General features: G+C 68.7%; 16 protein-coding genes. 6 read left to right on the top strand and 10 right to left on the bottom strand.

Annotation, left to right across the window (positions count from 1 at the left end; translation table 11 throughout):
- Positions 1–407: 407 nt before the first annotated feature.
- From BLQ75_RS18230 to BLQ75_RS23600, 3 genes are all read left to right on the top strand, one after another.
- Positions 408–1,088: a hypothetical protein gene (locus BLQ75_RS18230; RefSeq protein ID WP_092603877.1), complete on the top strand. Its 681-nt coding sequence runs from the start codon at positions 408–410 to the stop codon at positions 1,086–1,088.
- Positions 1,089–1,309: 221 nt separating this feature from the next.
- Complete coding sequence (locus tag BLQ75_RS23135) at positions 1,310–1,801, top strand: hypothetical protein (protein WP_139183027.1); 492 nt, start codon at positions 1,310–1,312, stop codon at positions 1,799–1,801.
- Between the two features lie 268 nt (positions 1,802–2,069).
- A complete protein-coding gene (locus BLQ75_RS23600; RefSeq protein ID WP_170837561.1) occupies positions 2,070–2,921 on the top strand; it encodes an Rv0361 family membrane protein in 852 nt (283 codons plus the stop codon).
- An 84-nt stretch (positions 2,922–3,005) separates the two neighbouring features.
- Here BLQ75_RS23600 and BLQ75_RS18215 read toward each other — a convergent pair whose 3' ends face one another.
- Positions 3,006–3,836, bottom strand: coding sequence for a tRNA (adenine-N1)-methyltransferase (locus BLQ75_RS18215; protein ID WP_092603874.1), 831 nt, complete (start codon positions 3,834–3,836; stop codon positions 3,006–3,008).
- Between the two features lie 145 nt (positions 3,837–3,981).
- On the bottom strand, positions 3,982–5,118 hold the full coding sequence (locus tag BLQ75_RS18210) for a site-2 protease family protein (RefSeq protein WP_092603873.1): 1,137 nt from the start codon (positions 5,116–5,118) through the stop codon (positions 3,982–3,984).
- Between the two features lie 211 nt (positions 5,119–5,329).
- Between BLQ75_RS18210 and BLQ75_RS18205 the strand changes: the two genes are divergently transcribed.
- Positions 5,330–6,232, top strand: a complete 903-nt coding sequence (locus BLQ75_RS18205) for a RecB family exonuclease (RefSeq protein ID WP_092603872.1) — start codon at positions 5,330–5,332, stop codon at positions 6,230–6,232.
- Between the two features lie 59 nt (positions 6,233–6,291).
- Positions 6,292–7,077 carry a thioesterase family protein gene (locus BLQ75_RS18200; RefSeq protein ID WP_092603946.1) on the top strand — a complete coding sequence of 262 codons (786 nt, stop codon included), beginning with the start codon at positions 6,292–6,294 and terminating at the stop codon, positions 7,075–7,077.
- 257 nt (positions 7,078–7,334) lie between these two features.
- On the opposite strand, the gene BLQ75_RS18195 is transcribed toward BLQ75_RS18200, so the two are convergent.
- The 3 genes from BLQ75_RS18195 to BLQ75_RS18185 all read right to left on the bottom strand — a co-directional run bounded on the left by BLQ75_RS18195 (position 7,335) and on the right by BLQ75_RS18185 (position 9,536).
- Positions 7,335–8,183 (bottom strand): VOC family protein, encoded by an 849-nt coding sequence (locus tag BLQ75_RS18195; protein ID WP_092603871.1) that lies wholly within the window; start codon positions 8,181–8,183, stop codon positions 7,335–7,337.
- A gap of 303 nt (positions 8,184–8,486) precedes the next feature.
- The gene (locus BLQ75_RS18190; RefSeq protein WP_092603870.1) at positions 8,487–8,750 is read right to left on the bottom strand and encodes a phosphoribosyl-ATP diphosphatase; all 264 of its coding nucleotides are present in this window, start codon (positions 8,748–8,750) and stop codon (positions 8,487–8,489) included.
- Positions 8,751–8,816: 66 nt separating this feature from the next.
- Complete coding sequence (locus BLQ75_RS18185) at positions 8,817–9,536, bottom strand: HAD family hydrolase (protein ID WP_244515691.1); 720 nt, start codon at positions 9,534–9,536, stop codon at positions 8,817–8,819.
- A gap of 216 nt (positions 9,537–9,752) precedes the next feature.
- Between BLQ75_RS18185 and BLQ75_RS18180 the strand changes: the two genes are divergently transcribed.
- Complete coding sequence (locus BLQ75_RS18180; RefSeq protein ID WP_092603869.1) at positions 9,753–10,661, top strand: PAC2 family protein; 909 nt, start codon at positions 9,753–9,755, stop codon at positions 10,659–10,661.
- Between the two features lie 168 nt (positions 10,662–10,829).
- On the opposite strand, the gene BLQ75_RS18175 is transcribed toward BLQ75_RS18180, so the two are convergent.
- From BLQ75_RS18175 to BLQ75_RS18155, 5 genes are read right to left on the bottom strand one after another with little or no spacing between them, the layout of a single operon-like run.
- Complete coding sequence (locus tag BLQ75_RS18175; protein ID WP_092603868.1) at positions 10,830–12,062, bottom strand: styrene monooxygenase/indole monooxygenase family protein; 1,233 nt, start codon at positions 12,060–12,062, stop codon at positions 10,830–10,832.
- A gap of 54 nt (positions 12,063–12,116) precedes the next feature.
- Positions 12,117–12,674, bottom strand: coding sequence for a GTP-binding protein (locus BLQ75_RS18170; RefSeq protein ID WP_092603867.1), 558 nt, complete (start codon positions 12,672–12,674; stop codon positions 12,117–12,119).
- Between the two features lie 13 nt (positions 12,675–12,687).
- On the bottom strand, positions 12,688–13,059 hold the full coding sequence (locus tag BLQ75_RS18165; RefSeq protein ID WP_092603866.1) for a DUF742 domain-containing protein: 372 nt from the start codon (positions 13,057–13,059) through the stop codon (positions 12,688–12,690).
- A gap of 18 nt (positions 13,060–13,077) precedes the next feature.
- On the bottom strand, positions 13,078–13,521 hold the full coding sequence (locus tag BLQ75_RS18160) for a roadblock/LC7 domain-containing protein (protein WP_092603865.1): 444 nt from the start codon (positions 13,519–13,521) through the stop codon (positions 13,078–13,080).
- On the bottom strand, positions 13,518–14,780 hold the full coding sequence (locus tag BLQ75_RS18155; protein ID WP_244515689.1) for a sensor histidine kinase: 1,263 nt from the start codon (positions 14,778–14,780) through the stop codon (positions 13,518–13,520). The genes BLQ75_RS18160 and BLQ75_RS18155 overlap by 4 nt, the downstream gene beginning before the upstream one ends.
- Positions 14,781–15,274 lie beyond the last annotated feature (494 nt).

Here is a 15,274-nt window from a genome sequence, read left to right as displayed (position 1 = left end):
GGCGTTGTCACGAGACGGCACTCGACTCGCCCGACGACCACGGTGCGTTTCGTCCCATTGGCCCGTTCGGGAGAAAACGCTCTCGTCCGCGCCGGCCACGAGGCCTGTTCGCACACCTGGTGTCGCCGCGGATCAGCCGCACGGAAAGCACACGGGCATCCGTGTGGTAACCGATTCGTGATCCGGACACGCCCGACCACTGTTCCCACCGTTCGGAACGAACCCGGTCGTACGAACAGGCTTCGCCAACTGCCCACCTGCCGGGACACCTACTCTGATCTACTTGAGCACTACCTGCAGGACTTCCCCGACCCGGTTTCCGTGGGTGGGTGACCGGCGGAACCTCCCACCGGACCTCCCCGGGGAAGCCCGAAACCGAGTGGGTACACGCTGTTCGGGAGGATCCGATGACCCACCCGTCACGAAGCTCCGGGAACGGCGGGCACGCCCGTCGGCCGGGAAACGGAACCGGACATCCCGGAGCCCCCGGTGAGGCCCCGGCGCCGTGGCAACGCGCCGAGGAGGAACAGCGGTTCGTGGGACAACCGCTGCCTCCGGGCCACCGCGGCCCGCCCCCCGCAGGACGGCACACTCCCGGCGCGCCGCCTCCACCACCGGACTGGAGCGCCCCCGAGTTCAACCACACCGTCGTTCCGGAGCAGAGCGGCGAGCCGCCCGCACCGGAGCCGCCCCCGACATTTCGCTCCCGCAAACCGTGGGTGGTCGCGGCACTGCTCGGTGTGCTGCTGACCGGAGCCGCCACGGGCGGATACCTCGTGTTCCTCACCGGCCCCGAGGCCCCCGGGCCTGCCGCCGCGAACCTGTTGGACAAAATCAACGAGGGCCGATTCGGCGCACTCGAACGGGAACTGTGCGTCGCCAACCGCGCGAAGCTGCTCCGGCAGCTCGGACAGCTCAGCGCGGGCGAGTTCGACCTGACCCTGGGGGAGATCAGTGCACGAGGCGACAGCGCAACCGTACGGGTCACCGGAACCTATTCGGCGGGAAGCGCGTCCTATCCGGTCGACCAGAAGCTCGGCCTGCGGTGGGAGGAGGAGCGGTGGAAGATCTGCGACCTGGCGCGCTGAGAACACCACGGAGCTGTCCCTCCACCGGGCCGGATCGAGCGAACCAGCGGGCGACCGACCGGCGGATGAGGGGACTCCGCGTCACCCGCTCAGCAACGGGTGGTGAAACGGGGGCAACGATTCCGAGACCTCTTCACCGCTCCGGCGCGTGATCGCGCAACATTCGGATCGAGGAAACGACATGACACATCCACAACATCCCGGGCAGAGTGATCCTCGGGGTGACCAACGACCGTACGGTGGGCAGCCCGGTGGACAGCATCCGCCGAGCGGCGGACAGCCCGCCTGGGACCGGCAGCACGGCCAATCCGCCCCCTACGGCCTGCAACCCCGCAGGACACCACCCTCAGAACGGCCCGCAGCAGGTGTGGGGTGCACAGCAGGGCTGGGGCCAGCCACAACCGGGGCCGTCCGGCGAGCCCAACGCCTACCCGTCCTACGCACGCCCCGGCGGCTACCATCCCCAGCAGCGGAAGAGATCCAAACTCCCCTGGATCCTCGGCGGCGTCGCCGTACTGCTGTTCGTGACGCTGGGCGGCAACGGCCCCGAGGACGTGGTGGCTCGCTACGAGACGCTCGCACAACGGCAGCTGACCAACCCGTTGGCCCCACCCGCCCACCTCGGAGTACGACGACCTGCTCTGCCAGGAACAGCGACGAGCCGTGAAGGAGAGTCTTCGCGGCCAACCGGAGCAGACCTCACAGCTCGATGACCGGGAACTGTCCAAGTTGCGCCGGTCGAGCGTGACCGCGCGGAACGTCGAGCACGACGACGGCAGCGGAACGTTCACGATGAGGATGAGCACCTCCGGAGAGGAATCGATCACCCAAGAACTCGATCCGGTCCAGGAGGAAGGCTCCTGGAAGGTATGTTTTTCCTCCTGATGCCGAGCGTCACCGCCGAAAACGGCGCGGTGCTCCGAGCACGGCACCCGCCGGTGACCGCACCACTCGAACGAAATCCCCGAAACGCGAGGAGAGATGACCTACCCACCGCAGAATCCCGGCCCGAACGATCCCTGGCAACAGCAGAACTGGGGGCAACAGGGTGGATACCCCGGCGGTCACTACCCGGACTCCGGGCAGCAACCGGCGTGGGGCCAGCAGCCCGGGGGACAGTACCCCCAGAGCGGCGGACAGCCCGCCTGGGGCCAGCAGCCCGGCCAACCCGACCCCTACGGCCAACAACCGGGCGGGCAGTACCCGCCGACAGCCTGGGACTCACAGGGCTGGGGCCAACAACCCGCCGGACACCACCCCCAGCAGGGATGGGGACAGCAACAGGCCTGGGGCCAGCCGCAGCCGGGAATGCCCGGCGGGTACCACCCCCAGCAAAAGAAGTCCAAACTTCCCTGGATTCTCGGCGGCACCGGCGGCGGCCTCCTCGTCCTCGGCGGCGTCGCCGTGCTGCTGTTCGTGGTGCTGGGCGGCCCCGGTGATCCGAAGGACACTGCACAGAAGTACGTCAACAGCATCAACGACAAGGACTTCTCCGCGGTCGCTTCGATGACCTGTGAGCAGAACCGGGGGACGGAGAACAGCGATGTCTCACGGTTCAAGAAGGACAACTTCATCGAAGAGATGCAGAAGGGCGGCCTCAGCGAGGAGCGGGCCAGAAAGATCTACGAGGGCCTGAGCTTCGACATCGAAGCGCGTGAGGTGCGTGAGAAGTCGGACACCAGGGCTGTGGCACATCTGACCGGGAGCATGACGATAGACACGGGCGTCCCGGGGCTCCCGACGAAGAACCAGGAATTCGACCACGAGTTCGACATGATCGTCGAGGACGGCGAGTGGAAGATGTGCGACGGCGCCGACTCGTCCACCGGCTGAGGGACAGCCCGCCCGGCTCCGCCGTCCGGAAGTCGGGCGAACCACCCGGCTTGGCCGCACGACCCCCACTCGCGCGGCCACCGGTCATCCCTTGCTCGGCCTGCGGTGCACCCGCAACGGCGTCACCCCGTCGGCCAGCCGGCGGGTCACCAGCAGGAACGCGGTGTGGGCTACCATGCGGTGCTCCGGGCGCACCGCCATGCCCACCGCGTGCCACGGCCGCAACAACGTCTCCCAGGACTGCGGCTCGGTCCAGCCCTGGTGCTCGCGCAACGCCTCGGTGACCGTGGACAGCTGGGTCGTGGTGGCCACGTAGATCACCAGCACGCCACCGGGCACGAGACCACGGTGCACCGGCTCCAGCGCCTCCCACGGCGAGACCATGTCCAGTACGACCCGATCGACCGGACCACCGTCGTACTCGGTGACGTCGCCGACGTGCAGCGTCCAGTTGTCCGGCTTCTCACCGAAGAACCGCTCGACGTTGCGCTCCGCGTGATCGGCGTGATCCTGACGCACCTCCCAGGAGGTCACCGAACCGCTCTCGCCCACCGCGCGCAACAGCGAGCAGGTCAACGCGCCCGACCCGGCACCGGCCTCCAGCACCCGCGCTCCGGGCCGAATGTCGCCCCACATCAGGATCTGTGCCGCGTCCTTGGGGTATATGACCTGCGCCCCGCGCGGCATGGACAGCACGTAGTCCGACAGCAGCGGGCGGACCGCCAGGTAGGAGGTCCCGCCGTTGGAACTGACGACCGATCCCTCATCACGGCCGATTATCTCGTCGTGCGGCAGCACACCGTGCTGGGTGTGGTACTCGCCGCCGGGCTGCAGGACGATCGTCTTGCGTCGCCCCTTGGGATCGGTCAACTGGACTCGATCCCCTGGCCCGAACGGCCCACTGACGCTGCTCACCTGTGTAGAACCTCCCGCGTATGCATTGCTCGCCCGTTTCGGAGACGGCGGCTCATCCTGCCAGACGCCCCGCTCGCCGTCGGCGAGGACTCCCTGCCGCGACCGCCGGGCAACGCGGGAAAACGCCACCATCCCCACCGGTGCTTCAGGACTCCGGGCCGTACCTGCGGGCCGCGTCCCGGACGGCGGTACGACTCAGCACGCCGCACGGCCTGCCTTCCGGGTCGACCACGAGGAACTGCTCGGCCGAGACGGTACGCAGTCTGCACAGCACCTCCTCGTGCTCCTCGTCGCGCAGCAGCACGGTTTCCGGCAGCACCGCCTCCGACGCCCGCTCGGCGGGTTCACGGGGCGAGATCGTCGCCAGCTCGGCGGCTCGGGACTGGTCGAGCAGCCCCACCGCCACACCGTCGGCGCGTACCAACACCACCCCGCGTCCGGCCGCGGCCGACAACGCGTCGCCCACCGGGCTCTCCGCGGGCAGCTGCAGCACGGGACGAAGCAGATCTTCCAGCCCCAGTCCACTGGGCCAGCGGTCTCCCCGCCCGGCGGTGTACTCCGAGAACGCCCCGGCGAGCACGAACCAGGCCATCAGCACGCACACCGCGAACCGCAGCCACGCACCCGGTGAGTCGGAGAAGAAACCACCGATTCCCCAGCCCAGCAGACCCAGCGCGACCGCCACCGCTCCCAACGCCCCGGCCACGGTGCCGTGGTGCCGGTTCGCGGTCAGCCGCCAGGTCGCGGCGCGGAGCAGCTTGCCGCCGTCCAGCGGCAATCCGGGCAACAGGTTGAACACCCCGACCGCGAGGTTTGCCACGCACGTCTGCGCCACCAGCAGCCACACCGCGCCGTGCGGCTGCAGCGCGAACCAGCCGATACCGGTGCAGCCCGCCAGCACCAGGGACACCACGGGCCCGGCCGCCGCGATCAGCCCCTCCCGGAAGGCGGTGGGAGGACTGCGGGCGATCTCGGAGATCCCGCCCAGCAGGAACAGCCGCACCCGCCGCACCGGCAGGCCCAGCCGCAGCGCCACGAGGCAGTGCCCGAGCTCGTGCAGCAGCACCGAACCGGCCAGGAACACCGTGAACGCCGCCGCGACGAACGCGCTCGCCCAGACACCCGCGTGGGGCAGCAGGCCGCGCACCAGCGGGGTGTAGAGCAGCACGATGACGGCCGCCCCCAGCCACCAGGACGGGGACAACAGCACCGGCACCCCCACGACCCGGAAGAGGCGCAGTCCCCCGCTGCCGAGTCCCGTTCGTGTCCGCTCGGTGGCCATGAACGCAGCCTAGAACGCCGCAGCGACGAGGAGCGGAGCGCGGTGCCGCGAGCACGGCGTGTCGCGCCGGGTTGGTACCGGCTCCGGCACGACACGCCTTCCGGGAAACGCGACGGTTCGAGTCCCCGGTCGCTACGCGCGGGAACGCGGGTCCGGCGGGGCGGCCACCACGGCGACCGGTTCGAGGACTGCCCTACTAGGGTGGCCGGACATGGCGGAATCGGCCCGGAACGAGACAAACGGCGAGTTCGCGAGCTCCACGCCCCAGGAATCCGGTGAACGCCGCCGCCCCGCGCTTTCACCGTCCCGGGCGAGCGACTTCAAGCAGTGCCCACTGCTGTACCGGTTCCGTGCGGTGGACCGGATTCCGGAGACCCCCACGAAAGCGCAGGCGCGCGGCACCGTGGTGCACTCGGCGCTGGAGCGACTGTTCGATCTGCCCGCCACGAGACGGGACCGCACCACGGCGGCCGAGCTCCTCACCCCCGCCTGGCGGGAACTGCGTGCCGAGCGGCCCGAGCTGGCCGAACTGTTCGCCGACGAGCACGAGCTGACCGAATGGCTGGCATCGGCGGGCAGGCTGCTCGAGTCGTACTTCGAGCTGGAGGATCCGCGGCGGCTCGAACCCGAGGCGTGCGAGATGCGGGTGGAGACCGAACTGGAAAGCGGTGTGCTGCTGCGGGGGTTCATCGACCGGGTCGACGTCGCCCCCACCGGCGAGGTGCGGCTGGTCGACTACAAGACCGGTTCCGCACCCCGGCAGTTCGGTGAGAACAAGGCATTGTTCCAGATGAAGTTCTACGCCCTGGTGCTGTGGCGCGCCCGTGGGGAGATGCCACGGCAGTTGCTGCTGATGTACCTGGCCGATCGGCAGTCGCTGGCCTACACCCCGGACGAGGCGGAGCTGCGCCGGTTCGAGCGGACCCTCGACGCCATCTGGCAGGCCATCCTGCGCGCGGGACGCAGCGGCGACTTTCGCCCCAATCCGTCCCGGTTGTGCGACTTCTGTGACTTCAAACCGCTGTGCCCCGCTCACGGCGGAACCGCCCCTCCCTATCCGGGATGGCCCGAGCCGCAGCGGGAGACAGCCACCCCGGCCGGGGCCGGCGAATGAGCTCCACGGCGGCCCCGTGACGGCCCCTATGGGACGACCATGACCGAAAGGCGAACGTGTTGACGACATCCGAGGACGTGTTCTACGAACCGCTCGACGAGGGCGTTTTCCGAGCCACCGAACACACCGTGGGCCCATGGTCGGACAAGGCGCAGCATCTCGGCCCGGTGGCCGCGTTGCTGGTGCGCGCCGTCGAGCGCTGCGCCCCCGACGAACGGCGGGCCGTCCGCCGGGTGAGCGTGGACGTGCTCGGCCCGGTGCCGGTGGACGAGGTGACGGTGCGCGCCGAGGTGGCCCGCCCGGGGCGCTCCGTGGAGCTGGTGACCGCCGAGATCGCGGCCTCCGGCAGGGTCGCGGCCACGGCACGGGCCTGGCGGATGCTGCGTTCCGACACCACCGACGTGGCACACGACGATGCGAGGCGGCTCACCGCTCCCGAGCACTGCCCGCCGATGCCGCTGCCCGAAGGGTGGTCGGGCGGCTACGCGAACGCGCTGGAGTGGCGCTCGGCGGCCTCGGAACCAGCGGAGCCCGGCCGCGCCCGGGTGTGGGCCAGGCAGCGCATGCCGCTGGTCGCCGGGGAGGAACCGAGTCCGCTGCAACGGTTGTTCGCCGTCGCGGACTGCGCCAGCGGCGTGTCGAGCAGCCTGCCGTTCGAGCGGTGGGCGTTCGCCAACACCGATCTCACCGTGCACCTGTCACGGGAACCAGGCGGCGAGTGGATGGGGCTCGACGCGCGGATGACGCTCGGCCCGGACGGCGCGGGAACGACCCGAACCGTGCTGCACGACGCCGCGGGACCGGTGGGGCAGGGAGCGCAGGCACTGCTTCCCACCAGGCTCTGAACGACCCCATCGGCCGTTCCCGCGAACCGTCCGAAAGACACACGTCCCGCCCCGGGCACGGCCCGGAGCGGGACGGATACTCCCGGCGACACTGTCGGCTCCGATCGCTCAGGCCGTCGGTCTTCCGAAGGCTGCCGCGTCACGCTCATGCGGGGCGGCACCGGCGTAGCACGGTGCCCGTTCGGTGCGGCACGGCGACGGTAACCGACGGGGGCTTCCGCCCCCGGCCTCTCGCCACCCGAGGCGGGAAGGCCCCGTCAGTCCTCGTATGGATCGTAGTTTCCGGGGATTCCGTTCCCCTCCGGTGCTCGGGAGGCGTCCACCAGGGCAACCCTGGCGCCGGTGGGATCGCGGAGTACCGCCACCCTGCCCAGCGGCGAGTCGTAGGGGTTGACCCGGACCCTGCCGTTGGCGGCGATGGCGCGCCGGACCGCCTCGTCGGTACCGATGTCGGAATCGACCCCGAGGTAGATCAACCAGTGCGGCTCGGTCTCGTCGTTGATGTATTCGCGCAGCATGCTGACACGGGCCATCACCGACTCCTCACCCAGGTACCAGACCGAGTAGTCGAGCTGGTTCTCGGTGCCGAACTGCGCGGCGGTGTAGCCGAACAACTCCTGGAAGAACAGATCGGCCGTCTGAGCCTTGATGGTGAGCAGCTCCGCCCACATGAGGGTCGCTGGAAGCCCCACGTCGAACTGCCAGGAGGTCTCCGGTTCCAGCAGTCCGAACTCGACACCGCAAGGGTCGCCGAGCACGGCCTTGGTGCCGATACCGCTGAGATGCCGCGGCGGCGTGGTCACACTGGCACCGTTGCTCTCCGCCTGTTCGCAAGCGAGGCGGCAGTCCCCCGTGGCGAGGAACAACCGCCACCGCGCTCCGCACTCCACCGAGGTCCGCAGACTGGCCACGGGGAAGCCGTCGTGCGAGGCGATCAGGTGTTCCCCCTCGTCCGAGGCCCGCCGGTTTTCGTACCGCCAACCGAACAGTGCCGTGTAGAACTCGCAGGCACTGTCCAGGTCCGGGGTGACCAGTTCGATCCAACACGGCATCCCCGCGTACAGTTGCCACTTCGGCGGCGCGGAGCCCACCGGAACCACACCCATGGTTCCTCCCGCTGATGATCGGCGTCTTCCGGACACCATTATCCGTCCTGACGCGCGTCGCATGGGCCGTTCGGATCACGATCCGGTCACCTCATCGGAACGCGGGACCGTCCGAGTCGGATACCGGCCGGACGACGCGGGGAACCACCGCCCCGGCCGGGATTCCGACATCAAGACGTCGCGAGGGTTCGATCGCGAGGCAGGACCGCTCGCCGCGTAGTGGCTACTCAAGAGCGGGCCAACGCCGCAAGCGTCCGCCGCAGCGACCGGCTAACCGAGCCCAAGCTCCAGCAGAGCAACACTTCACAGATAGCGGTAGACGTCGTCGGGGGAGAGTCCCCGCGCCAGCAGGATCACCTGCAACCGGTAGAGCAGCTGGGAGGCCTCCTCCGCGAGCTGCTCGTCGGACTCGTGCTCGGCGGCCAACCACACCTCGCCCGCTTCCTCGAGGACTTTCTTGCCCTGTGCGTGGATTCCCGCGTCGAGGGCGGCGACCGTGGCAGAGCCCTCGGGTCGGCTGTGCGCGCGCTGCTGAAGCTGACTGAACAGCTCGTCGAAGGTCTTCACGACCGGTGATCCTTACATCCCGCCGCGCGCGTTCGGACACCGGCCGCCGCGCGGGCGCCGGGGAGGTCAGCCACGACGCAACAACGAGCCGAGCTCGACCGCGTCGATTCCCTCCAGGGAGTCCCGGAGGGTACACCCCAACTCGGGGTTCAGTGGTACTTCACATGCGACCCCGAGCACCGCGCAGCCCGCGGCCACCGCGGAACTCACCCCGGTGGGCGAGTCCTCGACGGCCACGCAGTGCCTCGGATCCACCCCCAGGCGCCGGCACGCGCGCAGGTAGGGCTCCGGGTCTGGTTTGTTGCGGCCGTCCACCTCGTCGCCGCAGACGGTGACGTCGAACACCCCGGTCCCGATCGTCCGCAGCGCGATGTCGGTGAGGGAACGGATGGTGGAGGTCACCAGAGCCACCGGTACCCCGCTGGCGCTGACCCGCCGGAGCGCCCCCTCCGCACCGGGACGCCAGGTGAGATCGTTGCTCAGCATCTCGGACATCCGGGCGACCACCCATTGGCCAGCGGCCTCTACGTCGGCGGGTTCGGTGGGCATGCCGAGATCGGCCAGCAACAACCGCATGCTGCGGGACATGTTGGAGCCGACCATGCTCGCCCGCGCGGCATCGCTGATCTCGCCGTCGTGGGCGGCCGCGTAGTCGTCCATGGCGACCGTCCAGAGCTTCTCGGAGTCGACCAGGGTGCCGTCCATGTCGAAGAGGACGGCGGCGGGAAGCTCCGGCGCGGCCGCGGCGCTGTGAGGCCCGGCGGCATGGGGATCGGTCTCGGTCATCGAAGTGGTTCACCCGTCCGTTCCCGAGGCAGAACTCCGGGACGGCCCGGCGCGAAGGACCGCCGAAGATCGTTGAGCATGTATCCAGCCTACTGGCTCGTTCACGGCGCGCAGCTCGTGATGTGAGTACGGCCACGGCTCCGGTTCGGAACCGGCGCGAGGCGGCCGACGGTAATCATCTCCGACAGCACGCAGCGCGGGTAGTACCCTCGCCGTGTGTCCGTACCTGCCCCACCTGCCGGTTTCACCCTCGAGGACAGCATCATAATCTGCGCTTTCGAGGGATGGAACGACGGCGGCGACGCCGCCAGTACCGCCGTGGAACACCTCCAGCTGACCTGGGACGCTACCAGCTGGACGGAGATCGACCCGGATCCCTACTACGACTTCCAGGTGTCCCGGCCCAGCGTCAAGCTGGTCGACGGGGTGACCCGGGAGGTCTCCTGGCCCACCACGAGACTCTCGGTGTGCCGACCGCCTGGCTGCAGCAGGGACGTGGTGCTGATCCACGGCATCGAACCGAACATGCGCTGGCGGGCGTTCTGCTCCGAACTGCTGGCCCACATCGAGCGGGCGGGGGCCAGCACGGTGGTCAGTCTGGGAGCGCTGCTGGCGGACGCGCCGCACACCCGGCCGATTCCGGTGACCGGCACCGCCTACGACGCCGAGTCCGCGAGCCGGTTCGGGCTGGAGCGCTCCCGTTACGAGGGCCCCACCGGCATCCTGGGCATCTTCCAGGACGCGTGCGTACAAGCGGGCATCCCGGCGATCTCGTTCTGGGCGGCCGTGCCGCACTACGTTTCGCAGCCCCCCTCACCCAAGGCCACGTTGGCGTTGCTGCACCGGGTCGAGGAGGCACTCGACCTGGAGGTTCCGCTCAACAACCTGCCCGAGCAGGCCGAGGAGTGGGAGAACACCGTCAGCGAGATGGCCGAGGAGGACGAGGACGTCCGCAACTACGTGCGCGCGCTGGAGGAGCGCGGCGACGCCGAGAACTCACTGAGCGAGACCAGCGGTGAGGCGATCGCGGCCGAGTTCGAGCGCTACCTGCGCCGCCGGGGCCCGGGTGGACCGGGCGGCGCGGGGGGACGCGGCAAGGGGCCCACCGGGCCGGGCAAGAGCTGAGCCCCCTCCATCTGTCGGGACTCCCGGAGCACGGGGGTGGGGCGCACCTCGGGCACCGATCGAGGTGCGGAACCCTGGTGCGTAATCCGGTTCCGCCGTGTCCCGGGACCGCTCCGGAGGGGGCGGCCCCGGCGACCCTCGGTCACGTACCCGTCGTCCGGACTTCCGTCAGCCGTCGACCTCGCGCAGATACTGCTCGGCCAGCTCCGGATCGAGGAACCAGTCGCCGAAGTCGGCCGGATTGTCGAACCCGTTGACGAAGCGCTTGCGGATGCTCGCGTTGTCCGCCGCCCGGAAGAAGACGTCGAGCATGTGCGGGGGCGGTGGCTGCAACATCGCGTTGGTCCAGGTCGTCACCGGCTCCGCGATGGACCAGTAACGCTCGAAGGTCCGCCGCATCCAGTCGCTGTCGAAGGGTTCGTCCCCCCGTTCCAGGATGCTCTCCAGGTAGGAGGCGGCGCACCTGCTCGCGTTGTTGGACCCCTGGCCGGTGATGGGATCGTTGGCCACCACGACGTCGGCCATGCCGAGCACCACCCCGCCCGAGGGCAGTTGACCGACCGGGTGACGCACCACCGGCGCGTAACCGCCGGAGAGGGTCGCCTGCGAGTCGGTGAGCTCGGCGTGCTTGAAGCGCTCGTACTCCCAGGGGACGTACTGCCGCATCAGCTCCAGCATTCGCCGCCAGTGGTCGCCGGGAGCGGGCCTGTCGGACCAGCAGTCGAGCGGCCCGCCCGGTATGCCCTCGAAGAACGGGATCTCGCACGGCCCGCTCAGCGTCAGTCCGGGGATCACGAACAGCTCACCGACGCCGGGGACCACGTTGAACCGCACCGCGTCCATGTCCGGGTGCTCCGGTCGGCGCTCCGCGCCGTGCACATAGCTGACCGACAGCACCCGCTGCGGCGTGTTGTAGGGCGAGCGGTCGGGGTCGCGACCGAACAACTGGACGAGTTCCCCCTTGCCCGCCGCCACGAGCACCAGCTCGTAGTGCCGGGTCAACGAGTCGAGGTCCGAAGTGGTCACCCCGTGGAAGATGACCTTGCCACCGTTGTCCTCGAACAGTTCCAGCCAGCCCGCCATCTTCATGCGCTGGTCCACGGACTGTCCGTAGTTGTCCAGCATCCCCACCCAGTCCAGCGCCCTGGCGCCGTCCTCGGCCGCGATGGAAACGCCCAGCCCCTGGATGCGGGGCGCCCGGCTCTCCCAGAGGTTGAGCTTGTAGTCCCGCTCGTGTTGTAACGCGGTGTGGAACATGGCCTGGGTGGACATGACGCGGCCACCGCGGATCTCCTCCGGCGTCCGCGCGGACATGACCGTGACGTCATAGCCGTGTTCCAGCAGGCACAGCCCGATCTGCAGGCCGGCCTGCCCGGCTCCGACTATGAGAATCTTGCGCATCGAACCCTTCCTTTCACCTGACGACGTCCGTTCGTCGCGGGACACGGCGACGGATCATGCGGCACCGTGCGTCACGTTCAGCCGCATCGTGTGGGTAACCAGTGCCCGCAAAGCATCCACAGTGGACACTGAATCACGCGCGTCGCAGGTGATCAACGGGACGTCCGGGCCGACCGCGAGCGCTTCGCGGATCTCCTCCAACTCGTGGGTCAGTTTCCCGTCGAAGAGGTTGACCGCCACCACGAACGGGATTTCCGAGTCGTGCTCGAAATAGTTGATCGCGGCGAACGACTCCTCTATCCGTCTGGTGTCCACCAGCACCACCGCACCCAGCGCCCCCCTCGCGAGGTCGTCCCAGAGGAACCAGAAACGGGACTGCCCGGGCGTACCGAACAGGTAGAGCATGAGGTCCGAGTGCAACTGAATGCGCCCGAAGTCCATCGCCACCGTGGTGGTGGTCTTCTCCCCCTCGGGGTCGAGATCGTCCACGCCCTCGCTGGCCTCGGTCATCCACGCCTCGGTATTCAGGGGGGCGATCTCGGACACCGACGATACGAAGGTGGTCTTACCGACTCCGAATCCGCCCGCGACCACGATCTTCGCCGAAAGCATCAGCTCGGCGGGGTCACGCGGAGAGCTTGTTGAGGCCATCGAGAATCCTCTCGAGGATATTGTGATCGTAACTGTAAGCCTGTCCGGTGGGGTGAATGACGATCGCCCCCTCCGTCGCGAGATCGCTGACCAGCACCCGGATCACGCCGAGCGAGATGTCCAGCGAGGCCGAGAGTTCGGCCAGCGATACCGGACTCCGGGCATGCTCGTAGACCGCCCTGGATTCGGGAAGCAGTTTCCGGGAGAACTCGGTGTCGTAGTCCGGCACCGAGATCATCGTCTCGACGAGGAGCGGGTACCTGGTCCGGGTCCGTCCGTGCGTGAGCGCGTAGGGCCGCACCCGGCTACTGCGGTTCTCCCGCTGAGTCTGTGAGTTCGTGACCATGGGAATTCCTTCAACCGATCAGTCGCTCGGCCGCCGCGCCGTCACCACACGCCTTAAGTCGGCACGGACCTCCGGAGTCAACGCGTGCCCGGTGTTCTCCACGAACTGGGTCATCTCGTAGGCGACCACGCGCATCTGCGCCTCGGCCGAGGTCAGCACGGCGAGCCCCGCACCGGTGCCGATGCCCATGAACAGGAAGTATCCATGGCGCAGCCGAAGGATGATCTGTTCACAACCACCCTTGTCGAACAGCGCGGAACCGTTGTGCGCCAGGCTGAGCATGCCGCTGGAGATGGCGGCGAGCTGTTCGGCCTCATCGTTGGTGACCGAGGTCGAAGCCGCCAGCGGCAGACCGTCCGCCGACAGGATCAGCGCGTGGGTGGCCCCGTGCACCCGGTGCACGAAATCATCGACCAGCCAGTCGAAATTCGCGGACTGAGCATTGCTTTCTGCAGCCGTCACTGCTGTGACCTCTCGGCATCGTCGTTGTCGTTGTGCTGCCCCTGCCGGGCCTCCTGCTCGCCCGCTGTGAAATCTCCCAGGTCGGCGAGCAGTCGCTGATGGCTCTCGCGGATGTCGCGCTCCGTGCCGTCGCCCTCGGAGGTCGAAGCGGCCGCCGCCTGCCCGCGCCCGCCGCTCGCCGACTCCTTCAGACTCCGCGAAACCCTGCGCGGCAACCCGTTGGCCGTGGTGGCGGGCTGCTGGTGGTTCCGCTGCGCCGCCGCCTGCTCCTCCGAGGGCCAAACGGGTTCCGCGGCCACCGAGGGAGCGTCCAGCCCGCTCTCCGTACCGCTGGATCGGTGCTCCACACCGACACTCGTGGAGCTCTCCCCGCTTCCCGGAGAGGAACGCATGTCCGGGATCGCCGGTTCCACCGTCTCGGAGCGCCGCTGACTCCCGCCACGCGGCGAGACGTTCTCGTGCACCAGGGAATCCGGCAACAGCACCGAGGCCGTCGTCCCGTGCGGTGCACGGCGAGCCAGCCAAACCCGGATACCGTGCCGAGAGGAGAGCCTGCGCACCACGGCCAGCCCCATGTGCCGCACCGCGTCGCGGTCGAGCACCGGCGCGCTCGCGAGCCGCTCGTTGAGCGCGGAGAGCCTGGCGGCGGGGAGTCCGATCCCGGCGTCCTCGACGCGCACCATCATGCTGCCCTGCTCGGTCAGGTGCGCGCTGACGGTCACCGACGAGTTCGGCGGGGAATGCGCCGTGGCGTTGTCCAGGAGTTCGGCCAGCAACCGGCTTACATCGTCGGCGGCGAAGCCGACCACGCCGAGTTCCGGGACCCTGCCGATCTCCACCCTGCTGTAGTGCTCGATCGAGGACATGCCCGCACGGATCACGTCCACGAGGGAAGCCGTCTCGGGTTTCGTACCACCGGCGTCCCGACCGGCGAGCACACGGAGGTTCTCACCGTTGCGTCGCAGTCGGGTGGCCAGGTGGTCGAGCCGGTAGAGACGGTCCAACGACTCCGGATCGTCCTCTTCGGACTCCATCTGTTCGAGCTGTTCGAGCAACGAGTCCACGAGGTTCAAATCGCGCAGGGCCACACTGGAGCAGACTCCGGCCAGCACGTCCTGCGAACTCGGCTCACGCGACGGCGCGGGGCCGATGATCTGGGCCACGGTGTCGCGGGAGCGCTGCAGCAGCTGTCTGGTGGAGCCCTCCAGCCGCTGTCTGGCCGCGCCGTCCCGTAACGATCTGCGCGAGCGCTCGAGCATATCCCATACCCGACTCACCATCCCACCTCGCAACCAAAGCGCCTATTACCGATCCGGGCTTCGTGCGGACTCGTGTCACGAGATCCAATCAGACCGGTTGGCGAAAGTCTACGTGGCGTTCACATTGACCGTCCGGGGTGGCCGGTGACTGTCGCGTATTACCGAAAAATCGACACCGAAGAGCATTTTCCCAGCTCACTGAAACAAAAGCACGAACGGGATCACGCCGCACCGCCCGCATCACCAGGGCGTAAAACTCTCGTGAGATCGACCGAAACACCACGCGCCACCGCACGTGGCGCGGCCCCCACCTCCCCCGGAACGCGAAAGCGGTCCGGTCCACGGAAACGGTCGGAAACGTGTCGGATACACCGAAGTCGACCACAGCGGAATGGCACGGAAAGCGACGCGCCACGAGCACGAGCGCAGGCATTCGTATTTCCCCGAAAAGGGAGAATGGCGAGCATATCGCACGCCACCGCATCACTCGGCCG

The sequence above is a fragment of the Actinopolyspora xinjiangensis genome, assembly GCF_900104475.1.
Lineage (GTDB): Bacteria > Actinomycetota > Actinomycetes > Mycobacteriales > Pseudonocardiaceae > Actinopolyspora > Actinopolyspora xinjiangensis.
Note: the sequence above shows the minus strand (reverse complement) of the source record. Positions and strands in the feature narration are given on the sequence as shown.

Coding starts and splice junctions, on each gene's coding strand:
- BLQ75_RS18170 (WP_092603867.1), bottom strand. CDS start 12,674: ATGCTTTCGGCGAAGATCGTGGTCGCGGGCGGATTCGGAGTCGGTAAG.
- BLQ75_RS18210 (WP_092603873.1), bottom strand. CDS start 5,118: ATGGCCACCGAGCGGACACGAACGGGACTCGGCAGCGGGGGACTGCGC.
- BLQ75_RS18230 (WP_092603877.1), top strand. CDS start 408: ATGACCCACCCGTCACGAAGCTCCGGGAACGGCGGGCACGCCCGTCGG.
- BLQ75_RS23600 (WP_170837561.1), top strand. CDS start 2,070: ATGACCTACCCACCGCAGAATCCCGGCCCGAACGATCCCTGGCAACAG.
- BLQ75_RS18195 (WP_092603871.1), bottom strand. CDS start 8,183: ATGGGTGTGGTTCCGGTGGGCTCCGCGCCGCCGAAGTGGCAACTGTAC.
- BLQ75_RS18185 (WP_244515691.1), bottom strand. CDS start 9,536: ATGACCGAGACCGATCCCCATGCCGCCGGGCCTCACAGCGCCGCGGCC.
- BLQ75_RS18155 (WP_244515689.1), bottom strand. CDS start 14,780: ATGCTCGAGCGCTCGCGCAGATCGTTACGGGACGGCGCGGCCAGACAG.
- BLQ75_RS18205 (WP_092603872.1), top strand. CDS start 5,330: ATGGCGGAATCGGCCCGGAACGAGACAAACGGCGAGTTCGCGAGCTCC.
- BLQ75_RS18175 (WP_092603868.1), bottom strand. CDS start 12,062: ATGCGCAAGATTCTCATAGTCGGAGCCGGGCAGGCCGGCCTGCAGATC.
- BLQ75_RS18165 (WP_092603866.1), bottom strand. CDS start 13,059: ATGGTCACGAACTCACAGACTCAGCGGGAGAACCGCAGTAGCCGGGTG.